Source organism: Novosphingobium sp. NFX11 (genome assembly GCF_057376415.1).
Map to the genome: position 1 here is coordinate 536,941 of NZ_CP080384.1, position 17,568 is coordinate 554,508.

Sequence of the window (17,568 nt, forward strand, 5' to 3'; positions counted from 1 at the left end):
AGCCAAAGCGGAAGTAAGTTTCCGAGTAAAACTCCTGTTTCCGCTCAATATGCTTGGAGACAGGTCTTGACCGGTTCATTCTTCTCTTTACTCGCGGCTGATCCGGGTGTTGGATAAGCAAGGCGGAAGAATTGGGTTCGAATCGACATCAGAGGCGAGCCCAGGTCGCCGCCAATAGGAAGAAGGTGGCGGCCGAACCGTCGCCGTTTTCCTTGCGCGCCATCGGCGCGGCGACGGTATGGTATTTTGTCGTGATCGGGGGTTCGGCGCGTGCAAAGATGTCTGGAAGCCAATCAGCGACATCGTCACATGGTCGTACCAAAACACTGCTGCATTCCCGTGCGGTTGGCTCTTGGCGGTGGCCGCCAAAATTTTCATCATCGATCGTGAGATCGGCCGGCAACGGCGATCGCTCAACGCTATCCGTTCAGCGAGTGGAAAGAAGCGGCGCCGTTAACTATATCGATTGCAACCTTAGTAGCAGTCTACTTGTTAAAAACATAACGAATCGCTAGGAGCGCGAACGATGGAGCAGGAAACACCCTTAGGATTGGCCGCTGTTGCCGCCGTTCTTTTCGGTGGCATCCTTCTATATGGCTGGCTCGTGCGTAAGGCTTACCCCATGCGCGTGGTTCTGTTCGAACGCGCGCGTGATATGCTGGATCGCCCTGACTGCACGCATCAAGAGCGGCTTTTCATTAACCGGGTGCTCGACACTGCCCTTTCCTTCCATGCAGGTTGGATAGTGCCGTATGCGATGCTCCGCGCCATTTTCAAGAAGGTACATGGGCAATCTGCTCCCAAGTCGCCAATGGTGGAACGCACTATTGGTCTCATGCCCCGCTATTTCCTGTCGGTGCTCATTTCCAATCCCATCGCATTGATCTGCACGGTATTCATTTTCCCTGTACTGCTGATTACCGCGTGCCTTCGTGAACACGAAAAGCCGAAAGACGCTTTCCGGGATGCCGCCCGTGAGGTGAACCCTCGAGGCTTCCGTGAGCTAGCGTTCTGACCAGGCCGACTGCGAGGTCGTTAACGTTTACATCGCAATGTGACCCAAGAAGGCCCGGCGCTGGTGAGTGCCGGGCCTTCTTGCATGTAACCAAGTTGCATTCCTCTGGTTCACGTTGACCGGAGCCATCTGCGAAAGCTCTACTTCGCCCCGGCGGCGGCGCCCTTTCTCTGAAACCACGGCTCGTCCGTCCGATCCACCATAAGCGGCCCATCCCAAGTGCGCAGGAGAGCGAAGGCATCGTCTGGGGCGCCATCGGTCCATTGTGACCAGTCGTCGCGCCGAAGGATGGTCGGCATGCGATCGTGGACGTCGGACATCTGCTCGCTGCCTGGGACCATGACCATGGAATAAGCATCGCCCCACTCATCGGTCGGTCGCCAGATGCCCGCGACGGCGAACACTTCCGTATCCGGCAGCGAATACCATGTGCGGGTGTTGCGCCGATCCTCTCCCTCGGGCTCGCACCACTGCGTCACAGGGATCAGGCAGCGCCGCTCTCGGAAGCTGTCTTTCCAGATCGGGTAGATCCGCAGCTTGTCGTCTCGGGCGTTGTTGACTGGGGAGGGCTTGAGCGGCTTGCCCGTCTTCTTGCTGACCGCATGGCGGGGAAGCCCCAGGACATAGCCCGCAGCTCGCCCCCTTCGATGACGAGGCCGGTATAGCCTGGCCAGACTTCGGCGGCGTGGTTCGTGCCGCTGGTGAAGCGCGCGCCGAACAGCTTGGCCGTTTCGGCTTCCTTCGCGTTCATCCTATAGAGGTTGCACATCGGGCGATGATGCCCCGGGCATCGCGGAAGTCAACGCCAGCCGATTCGCACCATATGAGAACAAATAAGGAACATGCTATAAGCGCGGCCTGATGATTCGCGAAAGGCATTCCCCATGGGCTACCCCACGCTCGGGCACCCGTTACCCGATGATACCCTGATCGAATTGGCCCAGCAGCGCTGGCGTATGGCCGATCGAGAAGGTGCGAGCGATGCGGACCAAGCGTCGTTGCGCGACGTCGTTCCTGCACTCCTGCACCGCCTGCGCGACAAGGCCGAGATGACGCGCGATGTTGCTGACATCCCGGTCCTCGACCTGCGGTTCTGCGGCGTCGAAGTAGATGACGATCAGATCGAACTCGCGCTGCCGCCGCCCGAGTAATGTGGAAGCATGCCGCGGATGACGAGGGTGGGCTCTCTGGAGCCCACGAGCATCTTCGAATGCGCCACGCTCAATCGGTCAGTCCTGGTCACTTGCAAGTGCGGGAACGTGGCGCGCTTTCAGGCGCACTGCCTTTGGTGGCATTTCCACCGGCGGCGCTGGGACGACCGGTTTCAGCCGGCACGGCGGCGGTTCTGGTGCAGGGTGTGCCGGTCGAACTTCTACCTGCGCAAGATCGTGCGACCGATCTCGGTCGGGCCGACAGATCGACGGCAGGGTGATTTCGAGCTGGCGCCGCCAGACGAGCATGCATGGAAGCAGGCTTGCAGGCGCGTGAGATGAGCAAGGAGACGACGATGCAGAAGCAATCGCTGGACGACCTTCGGCGCGAGGTCGGGAAAATTTGCGCTGGGGCAGGGCGCTGGCAGGACATCACCAAGACGCCGGTCGACCATCGCGCATTCACACCGGCACCCAAGGATAGCCGGTTGCGTGACACGGGCAGCACGCAAACGGCGGCAGAGCGTGGGCCGTTCGGGCGATGGCTGCTGCGCCAGCCTGAACGGGGACTGCTGACGAAACTGATACGCGCTGCCCGGCAGGATCCGAAATGGCCGCTGGATGGCACGCCAGAGGAAGCAGCCGCACGCCTGCGAGAGTGCGGCGCCGATGGTGACATGTTCGCGGCGCTGGAAGAGGCCGAACTGGACTTCGTCAGCTACTGACCGGGCGACCGGCCGTCCTCGTCTACAGGTCGATGTTGCGCCGCTCGATTTCCGCCAACACTTCTTGCTCGATCACCGTCAGGTTTTCAGGATCCGTGACCGAATCCCAGGCGGTGATGAGCTGTTCGTCGGTCATGCCAGTAACGACCTCTTCGGCGGTCACTGCGTCGACTTCGGGATGCTCGTGCGGGGTGTCTTCGGTCATGGCTCTCTCCCGGCCGGGTGCTTGAACGCCCCGGCGTACCGACATAAACTCAGCAGGTTGCGGTTGGTTCACCGACGCAAGAAGGCCCGGCGCTCAGGTGAGGTCCGGGCCAGTTAGTGCAAGGGCTGCAGAGCCCTTCGGGTCGCAGGGGTGTCGTACACGATTGTTTACGGTGGGATTATGACAATGACGGTCACCTGCCTTCAATCCTCCGCCTTAATCGCCCACCCTTCGGCAATCCATCGCTCTCCCAGCGCATGGAGCCGCAGCAGCCGGTCGGTATTGCCCGTCAGGGTGTCGAAGTCCCGGCGGCTGAGCCAAACGAGGGCAGGGGCACCGGATCGATCATCGCCCGGGGCAGGGCCAGCTTCGCCTGCGGCTCCGGCTCGGCCGGGCGCACCTGCAGCGGAGATTCGGTCGCTGTCTGGCAGGCCCCCAGCATCGGCGAACCGGCGAGCAGCAGTGCGCCACCGATCAGCTTCATCATTCGCATGGTCGATTTCCTTGGCTAGGGCAGCGGAGTGCCGCTCGGTTTCTAGGCGCCGTGCGCGGGCTGCAGCAGCTGCGGCATCCTGCGCGGCACGAAAGTTCGCCTTGGTCGCGCGGTGATTGTCGCGCTCGGCGATTGACTTCACCTGCCAGGCGTCGGCGCGGGCACTTTCGGCGCGCCCCCAGAAGGTCAGGCAGATGCAGGCGACCAGCAGCGCGGTGGCTATGCCCGCCAGCACCTTGGCGGCGGCGGGGGTGAGAAGGCGGCCGATCATGATTTCCACTCCGGAATGTCGACGGTCTGACCGGCGAGATGGTGGGTGCAATCGTCGAGAAACTGAATGCGCCCGTCGGTCACGAAGGAGTGGCAGACGGCTGGAGGAGCCTTGCTGCCATCGCCGCGATCCTGTCCCGCATCAGCGCCGTTGTACGTTACGTTGACCGAAGGGGTGAGAGTGGGCCGGTCCAGGCTCCCGCTCCACTGCCAAGTGTTGTTGCCATTCACGCTGCAAACATGCTGGCTCTGGCATCCTGGGCAGCGGAAAGCGATGCGCTCGCGGCCATCATCGTACTTCATCAGCACAGCTCGGCCGCCGTAGGTGTAGGCAGGAACGCTCATGCGGCGGTCAGGAACTGATCGTTCACCCAGGCTTCCTTGCCCTGGTAGACGAAGCGGACCCAGTCGCCGGTATCCTGCAGCACCGTCACGCTGGCGCCGCGCGGCAGCGATCCGAGCTTCGCGGCGGACGCAGACGGCTTCGCGCGCACATTCAGGCCAGAGCCCGCATTCACCACGCGCACGTCGACGGTGGGCGCAGGGAGCGGCTGCTTCACGGCGGCCGGGATCGCGCTCTCGTACAGCGCAGCCTCGTCGGCGCGGCGCGACTTCAGGCCGTTCATCGGCTTGCCATCGTTGTAGATCCAGCGCCCGAACTGATCCGCCGCATCGTCGAAGCGGGCGGCCTTGTGGAGCTTGCCCAGCTGCGAGGATGCGATGGCTCCGGTATTGTAGTGGAAGGAGACCAAGGCATCGAACTGGTTCTGCGTCGTCGGCGCGCTGCCGAGGAAGGCTGCGACCTCCCTGACGTACTTCACGATCTCCACGTCGAAGCGCGCATCGCACTGCGCCTGTGTCCAGATCACGCCGGGCTTCACGTCCGGGCCGGTCGATCCCCACCCGATGGTCCACGGCTTGCCGTCCGCGCTGCCGGGGTCGGGATAGGCGTCGAAGCGGCCATCGGCGCGCTTCTTGGCGCACCCCTCCCACTTCTTGATGAGCTTCGCGCCAGGCACGCCAAGTGCGCGGCCGGTGATGGTCGCCATAGTCTGTCTCCTGTTGGGAATGAGGTGCGCGTCGCAGCGCGGGGTGTCAGTTGTTCGGCTCGTCGCCGAACGTGGGTGTGTTCCTCTTCACCCAGCTGAGCGCGAGCGTGATGATGCCCGCGCCTAGCGCGCCCATGCCGGTGCCGATCATCAGACCCTCGATCGGGATCGGGCGCCGCGCCATGACGGTGCCGGCGGTGAACATCAGCGCCAGCAGGTGAACAGGGATATCGACGGTCCAGCGGTGCTTCTCACGCTCTGTCTGGACGGCATAGAAGCGCACCGCGAGGCACGCGCACAGGGCAGCGATCATGCTGCCCGCTTCGAATGGATAGCCCAGCAAATGCCAGATTACCGGCGCGGAGGTGGCGACGGTCGCGCCCTTTTCCTCCACGACTGCCGCTGCCATGACCGGAAGAACGGCCCCCATAGTTATTGCCCCCTTGGCGATCATCGGGTGGATACCACGCCCACGGATGCGACCAGCGCCAACAGGGCAATCATGGCGGGTCGGTAGAGCAGCCGCAGGCGCGGCCACATGCGGAGAGGGAACGGTTGCTTTCGCAGATGAGCGATCATGGCCGGTTCGGCGAGAACGTAGAGGCCGATCCACCCGAAGGTGAAGAACCGGCCGAACGGGGCGACAAGGCGCTGGGCAGTCAGGAACCAGGCTGTGCCCACCGGATCGCGGGGATTCCAGCCCCACAGTGTCAACGCCTCCATCCCGCAGACGATAAACACCGCGAAGGAGCCGAAGATACCCAGTGCCCGGTAAATCGCGGTAGGCGTAGGCCAGCCGTCATCTGGCCGATTTCGCAACCAGTCCTTGATGAGCTTTCCAGCGAGCATGAGAGCAAGGATGGCGGCCGTCGTCGTCAGCATCATATTGATGACGACAAGCCAGCCATGCCCCTCGAAGCTGGGCGGCGCGAGTGTTCGCGGCCCCTTTGCGATTGCCTGAACGGCAAAGCTGTCGAAACTCATGGGGTACGCCCCCTGAAATGGCAGTTCCAATCCGGGAATTTTACGGATTAACAAACCGCAGGTAATTTTCACTTTGCCGCACGTAAGATGCAGAATATCGAGAGAATCATGGCTCGGAAGATCATCGGTGCGGCAATGGCCGTGGTAGTTGTTGCAGCTGTCGGGGCTGCGGGTGGATTTACCGTGGCCCGGGAGCGGTGAGCGTCGGCGGAGGCTGCGCATCTTGGATCGCGCTCTAAAGCGATTCTCTCGCAGGCGAAGCAGCGGGATTGGAAGGTAGTCGTGCTGGGTGATAGCATGACCGAACTCTCGCTCTTGAACGACGTTTGCGGCCAACAGGCCCTCAATGCGGGCGTATCTGGCGCACAGGCGGGGCAGCTTATCGGCCTGGCTCGCGACCTCGCAAAGACGGTTAAGCCTGACCAGTTCATCATTGCCGTCGGGACCAACGATAGCCGTTTCGCCGATCCGACGGAGCCTGCAGACTTCGATCGCAGCTACCAAGAGCTCATTGCTATCGCGAAATCTACCGGTGCGCGGGTGACCCTGTTGGACATTCCTCCGGCAGGGAAGTTCGACAAGGCCGCGTTGTTCAATCCGGCTCTGATCGCCGAGCATAACCAACAAATCCATGCGTGGGGCTTGCCGGTCGGCGAGACGTGGAAGAGCATGGCTGGCGCAGACGGTCGATTGCCGAACTCCATGACGGATGACGGAGTGCATCCGAATGCCGCAGGATATCTGCCGTGGCATAAGGCGCTCGACAGCGTGGCGTGCTCGCCGGCGGGCGCTCACGTCACCACCTCCCCAACAGCATAGCCTGCGGAGGGCATCACCTTCCTGACGGCGCGGATTGCGATTGCGGCCAGGACAGCGCGACCAGCCACATTCAGGTGAATACCGTCATCCTCAAGATCGGGGTTCAGTATCTCCTGCCCGTTGGCATCGAGCCCGCCGGAAACAGCAGCCGCGAAGTTGGGTTGAGTGACGCCGTTCCCGGCAATCGCTTCCGCGCTGTCCGCGTCGTTATAATTGCGCCGAACGATGTCCGTGGCGCCGAACTCCTTCTGTGGAGGAGTAACGGTCGGATTGACCGGCAGCACAGGCCAGCACAAAGCCTGCCCGCCACTTCCCAACACGGTCGAGATGATCGTGTCCGCAACGGCCCGCTGCGGTGTCATTTGCGCGGTCGTAAGCGGCGCGATCATAGAGTTCGGCGAGGCGTTTGGCGTGAAGAACATGTTCGGCACGGGCAGTGCCTGAGCTTTGACGAACGCATAAAAGTCCGCCGCAATGTCGCCAATACTGGGCATTTGCTTGCCCGACCAACCAAGCATAACCGGCGTAACGCCGCGACGCTTCGTGTTGAGTGTGTAGGCCATAAGCTCGACCCAACCGAGGCCGAGCTGTTGAACCCCGCTGACGGCCGTGCCGGCGCCGTTGGTGTTGCTGTCGCCAACGGCGCCGACTGTCATCAACTCGCCATCGTCGCATTCGATCTCAAGGCCAGCGATCGGCGTTCCGGCGCGCAGGTTGGTAGTCGACGTGAAATTCGCCGGGGTGGTGACGCAATCTCCCGCCATCCGGCGCATGACCATCGGGAAGTCGCTGCGGGCCTCCCAGTTGGTCCGATAGTCGTCGGTGTCGCCGGCACTGCCCAGCAAGATCGGGGAACCGCCACCGCCCATGTACGCCGAGACCACGACGAGCTTTGCCGCCCCGACCACGTCTGTACGCGGAAGCAGTTGGACCGGATTCCGAAGGGATGCCAGATATCCAAACCGCTGTGCTCCCGGCGCTGCAGGCATCACGCCGCTGGCGCCGCCGGCGAAGGACAGCGTGGTCCAACTGGCCCCCGATGCGGCGAAGTTCGCCGCAGAGGCGAGCGGCGCAATCGCTGCACGGGTGATGGTCTGCGCCGTAGTCGTTGCATGGGCGAAGATCACGCGGGTCACCCGCTTCGCGTTCGCCGGAAGCGCGAACACGCGCCGATGGGTGTAGAGCGGGCCGTTGTCGAGCGTGTATTCTGCTCGGCCGAGCATGAGCAGCAAGGCCCGTTTCTTACTCGGGAGATTTGCGCCGCCAATATCATCCGGCAGCACGCTCGCCTTGATTTTCATTGAGGCGGTTTCAACCCGGATCGCGAGCGACTGAGTGGCGCCGACAGACTGCCAGTTCAGACCAGCCGGCTCCATGAAGAAGCCACGCTGCAACTGGTTGTAGGCAGCTCCGCTACCGGAGCTGCCGCCGCCGAAGTCAATGGAGGCCCCGCCGCTATCCCTTGCGCGGATGCACATGTAGTAGCCATTCGCGTGCGAATTGACGACTTCGACCGGAGAGGGGAACCTAACCTCGCCGTACGTGCCCGATGGGATCGCTGCGGCATCGACCACGACCGGGGTCGGCCACAAGAGCGTGTCGGCACCGTCGGGTACCGTCAGCTTAGTGGATGCTCGCCGGTAAAGCTGCGCCTCGAAACTCACCGCCCCGGCCGGGCGGTGCACTGCGCCAGTCAACGCCGCGATCGGCGCACCGTCTTCGGCCTCGCTGCCAAGGAAACCCGGAGCCCAGATTTTGCAGGACGGCGCGCCGGTGGAGAAGTTCGTGTAGGTCGTCTGGGTCCTGTTCACCGCCACTGAAGTATCCAGTTCGGTCAACGTCGTGATCTTCGCCGCATTGGCGATGGCAAGGGTATTGGCCGCACCCGCCGTCCCAGCGGCTGCGCCGATCGAAGGCGTCAGCGCGGCGATGGCGTCGCCGTAGGCCAAGCTGAAGTCGGCGAGAATGCCGAATTGCAGCTGGATGCCGGTCTGCAGCCCTCCTGACGGGACGAAGGCGCCCACCGGACGGGGCGTGCTGTGGTAGTAGTATCCACCGCTGTCGCCGGGAAGTGACGTGTTGATCGATGGGCCTACCGAACCCGTTGGAACGGATAGGGCAAGGTACTCCCCACGGGCGCGATACATCGCAATCGCTGCGTTGAGCGATGCAGGGCCGGTGATCGTAACGTCCGTCCAGGGAGTGTCCGGAACCTGCTCAAACTGCCCCACCGTGCTGGTCGCTCGGAAGCGCCCGGCGCTATACGTTGCAGATCCGCTCCCACCCTTGCGGACGAGCAAGGTATGGGCGATGCCGGAATGCGCCACCGGGTTCGCGAAGATGAACAGGCCCGATGCCGAAGTGGTGTTGCTGGTATCTGTAATCGAAGGGCGGCCGGTGGCTTCAATACCTTGAGATGCGCGAACCTTCACCACATCTCCGGCGGTTTGGATTGCCGCCCCTTCCGCCGCTTCAACCAGGCCCTCCAGATCACCAATCACGCCACCGGCAGCGCCTTCAGCCCGCTTCGCGGCGGCCAGCGCCAGACGGGCGCCGGGGCCGACGAAATCCAGTTCAATGTCAGCCATTCACTTCGCCCTTCATCACATAGTTGCCGTAGAGGATGGTGGTTAGGGCGGCAGTGCCCGCGTCGCCCGGCAGACTGCTGAACCTGAGCTGGTAGAAGAGCGTCACAGGCTCGTTGCCGGGTAGGCCGCCAACCGACGTAATCCCGGAGCGCACCGACGCCGCCGAGGCGAAAACTTGGATTAGCGACGTGGCAACACCGTCGTCGTCAGTATCGACGTCGAGTAGAGTGCCGGCGCCGGTGATGATCGCAGGTTGCTCGGGGCCAGCAGCGATCTCGAAAGTGATCGCCACACTCGTCAGATCGAACCCGACAACCGCGAGCACATGCTTGATGTCGTCGCCGAGTATCCCGGCGAGCGATACATTCTGAGCTTCCATCGTGTTTCCTGTGGTGGATTAAGCGATGTTCACGATCAGGCCCTTGGCCGTCGTGATGGTGATGCCGCCGACCGTGTGTGCGCCGTCAGCAATAGGGGTCACGCCTGCAAGCTCTGTTAGGGCGTCGTCGGCTTGCTGCGCGGCAATGGCCGCGCGCCACGCGGTCTGGTCTGGGCTGGCAATGATCGAGAGCGTGAATGAACTGGGCATCTCGCCATCGGCGTAAGCAGCAAGGACCGCCGGCAGGTTCAGCGCGGCGTAGGGAAGGTCATTCCATGCGCTTGTACCGTCGCCGTACTTCACCAGCATCGTGTCGGTTTCGAGGGCTGGCTCTTTGGCCTTGAGGATAGGATTGATACTCGCCCAGTTGGCAGCGGTGTCGCCGCGAAGCTGAAATCGGACCGTGGCCATCGTCAGGCTTCCGTAGTGGCGTCGCCGCCATCCAGAACGACTTCGTCGTTGTCGTCGATCGGCTCTGCTTCCGCCAGCTGCCCTGCATCATCAGGCTCATGGTAGGATTCGGGATCGAACTCGAACAGTTCCGGGCCGTGCTCCTCCAATTGAAGGCCAACCGAGAAATCCTGGCTTAGCCCCCAACTGTTGACCTGAAATGCATAGTTGCTGAGGCCGTATCGGCTCGTGGCGAGCTGCACAGTATCGAGGGTCGAAATCGCGATGCCCATGATGTTCATCGGCCACGTCACCCGGCGCTCGGCGAGAGACTTGCGCAGGTAGTATTCCAGGATCCTTTGCCCGCGATAGTGCGAGGTGATGTGCGGCAGGTCGTACGAGAGTTGCCGAACGTCGGCGGCCGGGATCTCTCGGGTGGGAACATCTGCCGGCTGATAGGCCTGCGGCTCCACGTAAGTTCCGGTGACCTGATTGCCGATCTGGTCACCTTCGAGCAGTGCCGGGACCGTGATCGGGCCAGCAAGGTCGCGTTCCTCCAGCGTGGCGGACACCGGCACATAGTAGCCTGGACGCATCAGCATCTTGCCTCCGCTGTACGTGAATTTGCCCGCGCAGCAGGTGACGAACGTGTCGCGGACCTCGCTTGGGGCCGCGCCCGTCTGGATGTAGCTATCGAACTCGTAACGGCGCTCGAGCCCCGCAGGTGTGGTCACCATCTCGTCGCTCACTCCGGCCTGAGCGGCGACCCAATCCCAGTCGATCTCATCATCGTAACATCCGAATCCGCCTTCCTCGCGCGGGGTCCGCATCCAGTCGTAGAAGACAAGGCTGGCATTGCGGGTGTAGCCCTGCGCTTCGGTGCGCGGATCAAGGATGTCGTCCTTGCCTTCGACCTCGGCGGTGATGTTCGGCATGCCCGCCTGCACGATGTCGTTCGTCAAATGGAACTTGGCGTAGATCAGCGCAGTATCCCGGCCCCGATGCGCAGTGGTCCACTTGCCGTCCGTTTCCGCGACGAACGTCGGGTGCGCGACCTGGTCAGGGGTGCCCCGGTAGAACCAGAGCCATGCATTGTTGGCGTACTTCCCGCTGGTGACCATGCCAGCGCCGTTGACGGTGACGACCTCATCTCCAAGCCACCAGCGCGTCACGCCTTTGCACTGGTGCCCAGCGACGGCAATCACGAAGTACCGATCACGCTTCCCGCGCGGGTGGAAGAAGATCATCAGGCCGCCCACGCGGCGCTTACCGTAGATGATGAAGCTGTTCGAGATTGACTGCCGGAACATTGAAGGGCCAGCCGACGCGGGCTTTCCGGCCAGCAACGACATCCCGGCGGAAACACCTGCGGAAATTGCTGTTGCCACGACAGCAGAGGTGATTGCTGCGGCGGTTGTGGCTGAAAGGCCAGCCGAGACAAGAGCTGCGGAAATCTGGGGCGCGAAGTAGGCAATCGCGACGGCAACGGCAATGATGGCGATCGCCTTGACGACTTTGCCCATATAGTCTCCATCTTGCGTGAGATTTGGAGGGTAAGATGAAGATTTGCAGGCAGATCGGGATTGCTCTGCTGCTGGTCGGAGCGACCGCCGCCAAGCTCCCGGAGAAAGAGGCGCGGTCGCCTAAAGCGACATTTCAAACGACGAAAACAGCGCCTGAAGCGATATCCTGCCTCGTCCCTGCCGTGAGTTGGATGAGTGTCCCAAGTGTCTCACCTGCCGGTGAAGGACAGACAAGGATCGTCAGCGACGTGTCCGGCGTGATCGTGTTGGCAATGATGGTGGTGGAGGGGTCACCGACGAAAATAGAGGTCCGGACGAAGGTTCCTGGACGACTGCGCCGAAGCATCGAGGGTTGCCTGTAAAGGCCAAGCACCATCGACGTCGCGCATCGGCGTGAAATCTCCGCCGTAGAACTTTGCGCGATCACCGACGCATATGCCGATAGCCCAGCCACGCTGGACGATGTCGCCTCGCCTGGCCTGACGGTATGGGATCGCAGCGCCGTGTACAGCGCTTACCACCCCTGCCATGTCCCTCACGCCCAACCGTCGCATCATCGCGACCCAGTCGGCGGTGCGCCGCGGCGACGGCCCGACGAGGTCGCAGATGTCCCGTCCCGTCTCCGCGAGCACGTGCGCGCGCCAGTAGTCTCCGCAATGATGCTGCCAATCTGGGTTCAGCATCGCTCGACTTCGCCAATAAGAAAATTTACGTATCCCTTTAAATAGGGGGACATATGGCAACTCATATTGATTCGGGGCTGGATATTTCTCAGCGTAAGTTCTGCTCGGGGTGCGCGGCGCCCCTCCATATTTCGGCCGGAAGCTGTCCGCATTGCGGCGCGCGGCAATCCGGTACGAGCGCTCAAGGCAATAAGAGCCGCATCGCAGCAGCGCTGCTGGCATTTTTTCTCGGCGGGTTCGGCGCCCACAAATTTTACCTCGGGCGCGTGGCCGCTGGGTTCCTTTACCTGATCTTCTTCTGGACCTTCATTCCAGCGGTCGTCGCCTTCATAGAATTCATCATTTATCTCACGATGAGCGACGAAGCATTCGCTGAAAAATACGGCTAACCCGCTCATAGGACCGCATCCTGTCGGGCTTTAGCCCACAGGATCGGCACCTCGACCATGCGAGTGACATATTCGAACGCGCGGTCGCCCGGATACCGGCGCTGCTGCCACCAGTCCGTGAAGCGGCGGATAGCCGGTCGCCGTTGATCGCGCATCCGGCTTTCGCCGCCCGCCGTCACGGTGATCGTGTCCCCGGCATCGACGATCTCGTAGGTATCGAGCCGCCCTTTCCAGATGCTCTTGAAGCCGATGACGTTGCGATAGCTTGCATCCAGAGCCCCGACGAAAATTTCGAAGAGACTGCCGCGCGTCGCTTGGTCCGCAATGTCATCACGGAACTCCGAGGGGACTTGATAGAGCGTCGCCTTCGCGCCTACCGCCGATCCATCGGTGCCCTCTCCGACCATGTCAATCTGCCCAAGGCCGCCGATCGCAGACCAGATTTTACCGTTGTACGTGATCGTGGCGTTGCCGGTGACAGCGAACACAGGATCCGGCAGATCGATGTGCACGCCAAGAAACGGTCGAAGTTCCGGCTTCTCAATTTCGGCCTGAAGCGGCGGGGCCAGATCGCGGCTCATGGCAACACCTCCTCGAATTCCAGCACGTACTCAATGGGGCTGCCGTGCTCGCCTTCATTCTGTCCCGCGTCATCACCTGAGACCAGGCGGAACGGGGCGGATACCTCCACGCACTGCAGGGCAGATCCCGCCGCGATCGGCGCGCCGAGCGGAGGCTTGAAGTTCACCGTGATCGCGCCGCTGGGCGGTGTGACGGAAATCATTGCGTCGCCGGTCGACAGGCCTGTGACAATATGAGGGCGGCCGTCCCCGCCGATGTAGTCCCCGATCGATGGGCCGATGGCTTTAGCGGGCTTGCGAACCACGATAGACGACGCCCCCGCCGCCGCCGCGTCAACGGTTGGCATCTGGTAGGCCGAGCGGAAGTTCTGCGGACGAGGGCGGCGGAAGTCGTGGATGCGGACGCTGTGGAGCCCGCCCTCCATCTCCGCGATGAACGCATCGAGGCGAGCCGCGAAAAACGCCGGGTCGTCGGCATTGGGGCCAGTTGACCCTTCGTAACCGAAGCCGGCGCGAAAGGTCAGCTTGGCGATCCACATCGGCGCCGACAGACCATAGACCTTTCTCGTGCGCGTAAGGGGGCTCTGTTGCCCGCCGATGTGGGGGCGCAGGTAGAATGCCGTCTTGTACGGGAAAAGACCCTTGGGCCATGCGATCTCAGCCACGGCGGCGGTTTGCCTCGTTGATAGCGTTGATGGCCGCTTGGCGACCCGCATCAGCGAAGCGGATCGCTTCCTCCTTTGTGGCGAGATCCATCGCACCGCTGAAGGTGATTTCCTGATTCACGGTCACTCCGCCCGACCCGCCGTTGTCATTGCCCGGCTTCTGAATATCGACGATCTCGCCAGCGGTGGCCCGGAACGAGACGACGTTCCTGTCGATGCCCGGGTTACCGCCCACCCGGAACGAGCCGCCCGTCTTGAAGCCTGGGAGATTGTTCCAGTCGATGCCCTGCGCAGCGGACGATGCCGAAGAGTTGCTGCTGAGGGTCGATCCGCCTCCAAACACGCTTCCCACCACGCTGGTGATCGCGCCCAGGATACCGCCGCCGCCGCCAGAACTGCCAATTTTCGAGAACAGCTGTGAGATGAGGTCGGCGAGGCTGTTAAGGGCCTCCTCCATCCCCTTCGCAACACGGTCTCGCCACCAGTTCTTGAGCCAGCCGCCAAGATCGCCATCGAGAGCAGCGCGCACGCCGGACTTGAACGTGTCGCGGAACACGCCCGTCTGACGGGCCTTCTCCATCTCGTCCCACTCGCGAGATGCCTTGTCGAGCGCGTCCTGATCGCCCAAGTCGGCATCATCGCGCTGCAGCTGCCGGATGCGCTTGCGAATATCCACTTCGCGCTGGAGTTGCCGGATGCGTTCGTCGCTATCGCCGCGCGCTTTCGCGAGTTCAAGCTGTCGGTCCTGCTCGTCCTCGGCGAGCAGCCGAGCACGGATCTCCGCGCGGGCTTGGTCGACGTCGAGTTGCTGCCGAAGCGCGCGGGCGGTGGCCTCCTCGATCGACAGGCCATCGCGCTGGAAGCCCGCAATGGCCGCCTTCAGATCCTGCTGGCGCTGCAGCGTCTCCTCTAGCGACCGGTTCTCAGTAATCCGTGCCAGGTCGATCTGATGAGCCGCCTCGTCACGCTCAAGATCCTTCGCCAAACCTTCGCGGCGGGCGGCCTCGAGCGTTGCCATGTCGCGCTTGGCCGCCGTGGTGGCGGCTTCAAGCGACAGGCCGGTGCGCTGGTAAGCCTCGATCTGCTTGCTAAGCTCCAGCCGCGTGCGGATCGCGCGCTCAGCTTCGATATCACCGCGCAGCCGCGCAGCCTCAAGCTCGAGGTCATCCTGCAGCTGCTGGCGGTTGCCAGCATCATACGTCGTGTTCCGCCCCTTCGAGCCCCCGCCCTTCTTCTTCGAGGACGGATCATCGTCAAAGTTCACGGTTTTCTTGGGTGCGGGGGCCGGTTCCGCTCCAGTCGCAGGCTTTGCCGGAGGCGCACCGGTATTGTCGTTGGCGCTGCTGCCGAGGCCCAGCCGCTCCTGGAGCGCAGCATACTTGTCGCCGATCCACTTCGCGGCGTTACCGATCCAGGTCATCAGGCCGCCGAACTTGTCGACCAGCCATGCCTTCACGCCCTGATAGACGCCCTTCGCTGCCGCCACCACGTTGGGAAAGGCGTTGGACACGAAGTTGACGCCGGACTGCACGGCGCCCGTGAACCACCCGACGATCGTCTGGAAGCCGTCAGCCAGCCACTTCTTCGCGGCGGTCCACGCTTGCTGCAGCGGGGCACTGATTTCCGGCACCAGTGCCGAAATCACGTTGACAATCGTGTCGTAAACGGCCTCGACGACGCGCGCCGCTGCCTCCCATGCACCGGAAAAGTCGCCGCTCAGGAGCGCGCTGACGACATCGACCACACCGCTGATGATGTCCACGACACCCGAAAACGCGGCGATGCTGCCCGCAAGCAAACGTTCGATCGCTTCGCCAGCAAGGACAATGGCGCCCACCAGGACAGTACCGACAACATCCTTCAAGCCGGACAGAAGGGAAATGATGCCTTCAATGGCCGATCCGATAGGACCGCCGGACAGCTTCGCGAACAGGTCCGTCAGCTTCGCGAACAGGGCCTGCACCGGAGGGCCGAGCGTTTCCGTCATGCTGGCCCACACCGCGGACAAAGCAACAGCAATCTGGTCTTTGAACAGTAGCAGAGCGCTGATCGCGAGCCCCACCGGCCCCATGAAGGCGAGCAAGCGCCCGCCGATCATCGTCAGTACGCGGGCAAGGCCCATCTCGCCCAACAGACCGATGACCGTCGAGATAGGCGCGATGATCAGCGCGATCGCGCGGCCTATGAGGCCGAACTTCGACGCTGCAAAATTCGCGAGCAGGAGCGCGCCCACATGGCCAATGACAACCATGAGCGGTCCGAGCGCAGCGCCAAAAGCTGCGAAGGCAGCGCCCACCTTTTGACCGATGCGGGCGCATTGGCGATGGCTTCCAGCATATTCGCGAAGCCGTTCTTCAGGGCGGTCGTGAACTTGAGCAGGCCGGTATCGAGCCCGAGGGAAATCTTGACGGCTTCCCATGCAGCGGAGATCCGCTTCCCGGCGGCTTCCGAGCCTTGCATCATCACGTCGATCTTGCCGCTGACATCGCCGTTGGCAACGGCGTCGCGGTACTTCTCGAATCCCTCCCGCCCCTGGTTCATCAGACCGATCGCGGTGCGCGCAGCGTCAGCGCCGAAGATGGGTGTCAGCGCGTCCTGCTTGCTCTTGTCGGTCAGACCGCCAAGTGCGTCCTGCAGGATCTGGGCTTGTTCGTTGAGGGGCTTCAGCGCACCGGTCTGATCGTAGAACGAGATGCCGAGCTTGCTCAGCGCCTTCTGCGCCTCTTTGCTCTTCCCCGTCAGCGTCTGGATGTAAGTTTTGAAGGACGTGCCCGCGTCGGCGCCGCTCGCGAACATGGTGCTGGTCGCGGCAATGGCAGTCGAGAAGTCCTCGAAGCTGACGCCGGACGCGGCGGCAATGGCGCCGCCTTGACCTACGGCCAGCCGGAAATCATCGAAGCCCATCTTGGACGCGTCCAAGGCGCCAACGATGTTCGTCATGACGGCCGGCAGATCGCCAGCTGTCTTTCCGAACTGACCCATCACATCGGTGACGAGCGCGGCGGACGATTCCGCGTCGGTCATACCTGCTGCCGACAGCTTGAGCGTGGCATCGAGCGCGCCGCCGAGAATGTCTGCGGCGGACACGCCCGCGCGCGCCAGTGCATCAATGGCCCCGGCCGCCTCTGTCGCGCCGACGCCGACAGCGGGGCCCATCTTCCGGGCCGCCGCCGCAAGGGCATCGATCTGCTCGGGCGAAGCGTCCATGAGCGCCGCTCGGACCTTGTTCATCTGGCCTTCGAAGGAACCGGCACCCTTGTCGATCGACTTCACCATTGCGGCGAAGGGGACGGTGATGCCCAGCGTGATGCCGGTCCCGATGCGCTTCAGCCTGCTCTCCACATTCTCAAAGCGCTCGATCAGGCGGCCGAGGATACCCTCGACGCCCTTCGCACCCGCATCAAAATCCGAGGTGTCAGCGCCAAACACAACACGTGCGGCGCCGACGACTGCCGTATTCATGCAGGTTGTCCTTCCGGCAAGATTTCACCAGCCGAGCCCGCCCAATAGGCGCACGCAGCGTACATCGTTTGCCAGCTTTGACGCTTTGGCTTGCGTTCAGGCGGCGACAGCAGGTTTTTGAGAGGGACCGGCTTTTTGACACGGCCGAGCATGGCCGTTGTCCATGCCGCTTCCATGCGTTCGTCGTGTCGCAGCCG

25 protein-coding genes are annotated in these 17,568 nt (G+C 62.7%); 6 read left to right on the plus strand and 19 right to left on the minus strand.

Going from position 1 to position 17,568, the window contains the following annotated elements; all coding sequences use genetic code 11:
- Positions 1-148: 148 nt before the first annotated feature.
- Positions 149-403 carry a hypothetical protein gene (locus tag KZO24_RS02690; RefSeq protein ID WP_486486787.1) on the minus strand — a complete coding sequence of 85 codons (255 nt, stop codon included), beginning with the start codon at positions 401-403 and terminating at the stop codon, positions 149-151.
- Positions 404-526: 123 nt separating this feature from the next.
- On the opposite strand from KZO24_RS02690, the gene KZO24_RS02695 reads away from it, so the two are divergent.
- Complete coding sequence (locus KZO24_RS02695; protein WP_486486788.1) at positions 527-1,015, plus strand: hypothetical protein; 489 nt, start codon at positions 527-529, stop codon at positions 1,013-1,015.
- 140 nt (positions 1,016-1,155) lie between these two features.
- Here the strand turns inward: KZO24_RS02695 and KZO24_RS02700 are convergent, their stop codons facing one another.
- On the minus strand, positions 1,156-1,551 hold the full coding sequence (locus tag KZO24_RS02700) for an SOS response-associated peptidase family protein (protein ID WP_486487134.1): 396 nt from the start codon (positions 1,549-1,551) through the stop codon (positions 1,156-1,158).
- Positions 1,500-1,784 carry a hypothetical protein gene (locus KZO24_RS02705; protein WP_486486789.1) on the minus strand — a complete coding sequence of 95 codons (285 nt, stop codon included), beginning with the start codon at positions 1,782-1,784 and terminating at the stop codon, positions 1,500-1,502. Before KZO24_RS02705 ends, KZO24_RS02700 begins: the two co-directional genes overlap by 52 nt.
- A gap of 115 nt (positions 1,785-1,899) precedes the next feature.
- Here KZO24_RS02705 and KZO24_RS02710 point away from each other — a divergent pair, with 115 nt between their 5' ends.
- Positions 1,900-2,166 (plus strand): hypothetical protein, encoded by a 267-nt coding sequence (locus KZO24_RS02710; protein ID WP_486486790.1) that lies wholly within the window; start codon positions 1,900-1,902, stop codon positions 2,164-2,166.
- Positions 2,167-2,477: 311 nt separating this feature from the next.
- Complete coding sequence (locus tag KZO24_RS02715; RefSeq protein WP_486486791.1) at positions 2,478-2,891, plus strand: hypothetical protein; 414 nt, start codon at positions 2,478-2,480, stop codon at positions 2,889-2,891.
- Positions 2,892-2,913: 22 nt separating this feature from the next.
- Here KZO24_RS02715 and KZO24_RS02720 read toward each other — a convergent pair whose 3' ends face one another.
- From KZO24_RS02720 to KZO24_RS02745, 6 genes are all read right to left on the minus strand, one after another.
- A complete protein-coding gene (locus KZO24_RS02720; RefSeq protein ID WP_486486792.1) occupies positions 2,914-3,096 on the minus strand; it encodes a hypothetical protein in 183 nt (60 codons plus the stop codon).
- Between the two features lie 203 nt (positions 3,097-3,299).
- Positions 3,300-3,860, minus strand: a complete 561-nt coding sequence (locus KZO24_RS02725; protein WP_486486793.1) for a hypothetical protein — start codon at positions 3,858-3,860, stop codon at positions 3,300-3,302.
- A complete protein-coding gene (locus tag KZO24_RS02730) occupies positions 3,857-4,204 on the minus strand; it encodes a ubiquitination-like system serine protease family protein (protein WP_486486794.1) in 348 nt (115 codons plus the stop codon). Before KZO24_RS02730 ends, KZO24_RS02725 begins: the two co-directional genes overlap by 4 nt.
- Positions 4,201-4,908 (minus strand): glycoside hydrolase family protein, encoded by a 708-nt coding sequence (locus KZO24_RS02735; protein ID WP_486486795.1) that lies wholly within the window; start codon positions 4,906-4,908, stop codon positions 4,201-4,203. Before KZO24_RS02735 ends, KZO24_RS02730 begins: the two co-directional genes overlap by 4 nt.
- A 46-nt stretch (positions 4,909-4,954) precedes the next feature.
- A complete protein-coding gene (locus KZO24_RS02740; protein WP_486486796.1) occupies positions 4,955-5,338 on the minus strand; it encodes a hypothetical protein in 384 nt (127 codons plus the stop codon).
- A 20-nt stretch (positions 5,339-5,358) separates the two neighbouring features.
- Entirely contained in the window at positions 5,359-6,114 is a 756-nt protein-coding gene (locus KZO24_RS02745; protein ID WP_486486797.1) for a hypothetical protein, read from the minus strand.
- A gap of 75 nt (positions 6,115-6,189) precedes the next feature.
- On the opposite strand from KZO24_RS02745, the gene KZO24_RS02750 reads away from it, so the two are divergent.
- Complete coding sequence (locus KZO24_RS02750) at positions 6,190-6,711, plus strand: SGNH/GDSL hydrolase family protein (RefSeq protein ID WP_486486798.1); 522 nt, start codon at positions 6,190-6,192, stop codon at positions 6,709-6,711.
- On the opposite strand, the gene KZO24_RS02755 is transcribed toward KZO24_RS02750, so the two are convergent.
- Genes KZO24_RS02755 through KZO24_RS02770 form a run of 4 tightly spaced genes read right to left on the minus strand, consistent with a single transcriptional unit; the run spans position 6,684 to position 11,591 of the window.
- A complete protein-coding gene (locus KZO24_RS02755) occupies positions 6,684-9,299 on the minus strand; it encodes a hypothetical protein (RefSeq protein ID WP_486486799.1) in 2,616 nt (871 codons plus the stop codon). The genes KZO24_RS02750 and KZO24_RS02755 overlap by 28 nt on opposite strands.
- On the minus strand, positions 9,292-9,678 hold the full coding sequence (locus KZO24_RS02760; protein WP_486486800.1) for a hypothetical protein: 387 nt from the start codon (positions 9,676-9,678) through the stop codon (positions 9,292-9,294). The genes KZO24_RS02755 and KZO24_RS02760 overlap by 8 nt, the downstream gene beginning before the upstream one ends.
- An 18-nt stretch (positions 9,679-9,696) precedes the next feature.
- Positions 9,697-10,089, minus strand: coding sequence for a hyaluronate lyase N-terminal domain-containing protein (locus KZO24_RS02765; protein ID WP_486486801.1), 393 nt, complete (start codon positions 10,087-10,089; stop codon positions 9,697-9,699).
- A 2-nt stretch (positions 10,090-10,091) separates the two neighbouring features.
- Entirely contained in the window at positions 10,092-11,591 is a 1,500-nt protein-coding gene (locus KZO24_RS02770; RefSeq protein WP_486486802.1) for a hypothetical protein, read from the minus strand.
- Between the two features lie 35 nt (positions 11,592-11,626).
- Between KZO24_RS02770 and KZO24_RS02775 the strand changes: the two genes are divergently transcribed.
- Entirely contained in the window at positions 11,627-11,953 is a 327-nt protein-coding gene (locus KZO24_RS02775) for a hypothetical protein (protein ID WP_486487214.1), read from the plus strand.
- Here the strand turns inward: KZO24_RS02775 and KZO24_RS02780 are convergent.
- On the minus strand, positions 11,882-12,274 hold the full coding sequence (locus KZO24_RS02780) for a DUF6950 family protein (RefSeq protein ID WP_486486803.1): 393 nt from the start codon (positions 12,272-12,274) through the stop codon (positions 11,882-11,884). The genes KZO24_RS02775 and KZO24_RS02780 overlap by 72 nt on opposite strands.
- 53 nt (positions 12,275-12,327) lie before the next feature.
- Between KZO24_RS02780 and KZO24_RS02785 the strand changes: the two genes are divergently transcribed.
- The gene (locus KZO24_RS02785) at positions 12,328-12,663 is read left to right on the plus strand and encodes an NINE protein (protein ID WP_486486804.1); all 336 of its coding nucleotides are present in this window, start codon (positions 12,328-12,330) and stop codon (positions 12,661-12,663) included.
- A 5-nt stretch (positions 12,664-12,668) separates the two neighbouring features.
- Here the strand turns inward: KZO24_RS02785 and KZO24_RS02790 are convergent, their stop codons facing one another.
- Genes KZO24_RS02790 through KZO24_RS02810 form a run of 5 tightly spaced genes read right to left on the minus strand, consistent with a single transcriptional unit; the run spans position 12,669 to position 17,547 of the window.
- Positions 12,669-13,244: a hypothetical protein gene (locus KZO24_RS02790; protein WP_486486805.1), complete on the minus strand. Its 576-nt coding sequence runs from the start codon at positions 13,242-13,244 to the stop codon at positions 12,669-12,671.
- Complete coding sequence (locus KZO24_RS02795; RefSeq protein WP_486486806.1) at positions 13,241-13,909, minus strand: hypothetical protein; 669 nt, start codon at positions 13,907-13,909, stop codon at positions 13,241-13,243. The genes KZO24_RS02790 and KZO24_RS02795 overlap by 4 nt, the downstream gene beginning before the upstream one ends.
- Complete coding sequence (locus KZO24_RS02800; protein ID WP_486486807.1) at positions 13,902-16,160, minus strand: phage tail protein; 2,259 nt, start codon at positions 16,158-16,160, stop codon at positions 13,902-13,904. Before KZO24_RS02800 ends, KZO24_RS02795 begins: the two co-directional genes overlap by 8 nt.
- Positions 16,091-17,371, minus strand: a complete 1,281-nt coding sequence (locus KZO24_RS02805; RefSeq protein ID WP_486486808.1) for a phage tail tape measure protein — start codon at positions 17,369-17,371, stop codon at positions 16,091-16,093. Before KZO24_RS02805 ends, KZO24_RS02800 begins: the two co-directional genes overlap by 70 nt.
- Entirely contained in the window at positions 17,368-17,547 is a 180-nt protein-coding gene (locus KZO24_RS02810) for a hypothetical protein (protein WP_486486809.1), read from the minus strand. Before KZO24_RS02810 ends, KZO24_RS02805 begins: the two co-directional genes overlap by 4 nt.
- Positions 17,548-17,568: the final 21 nt, after the last annotated feature.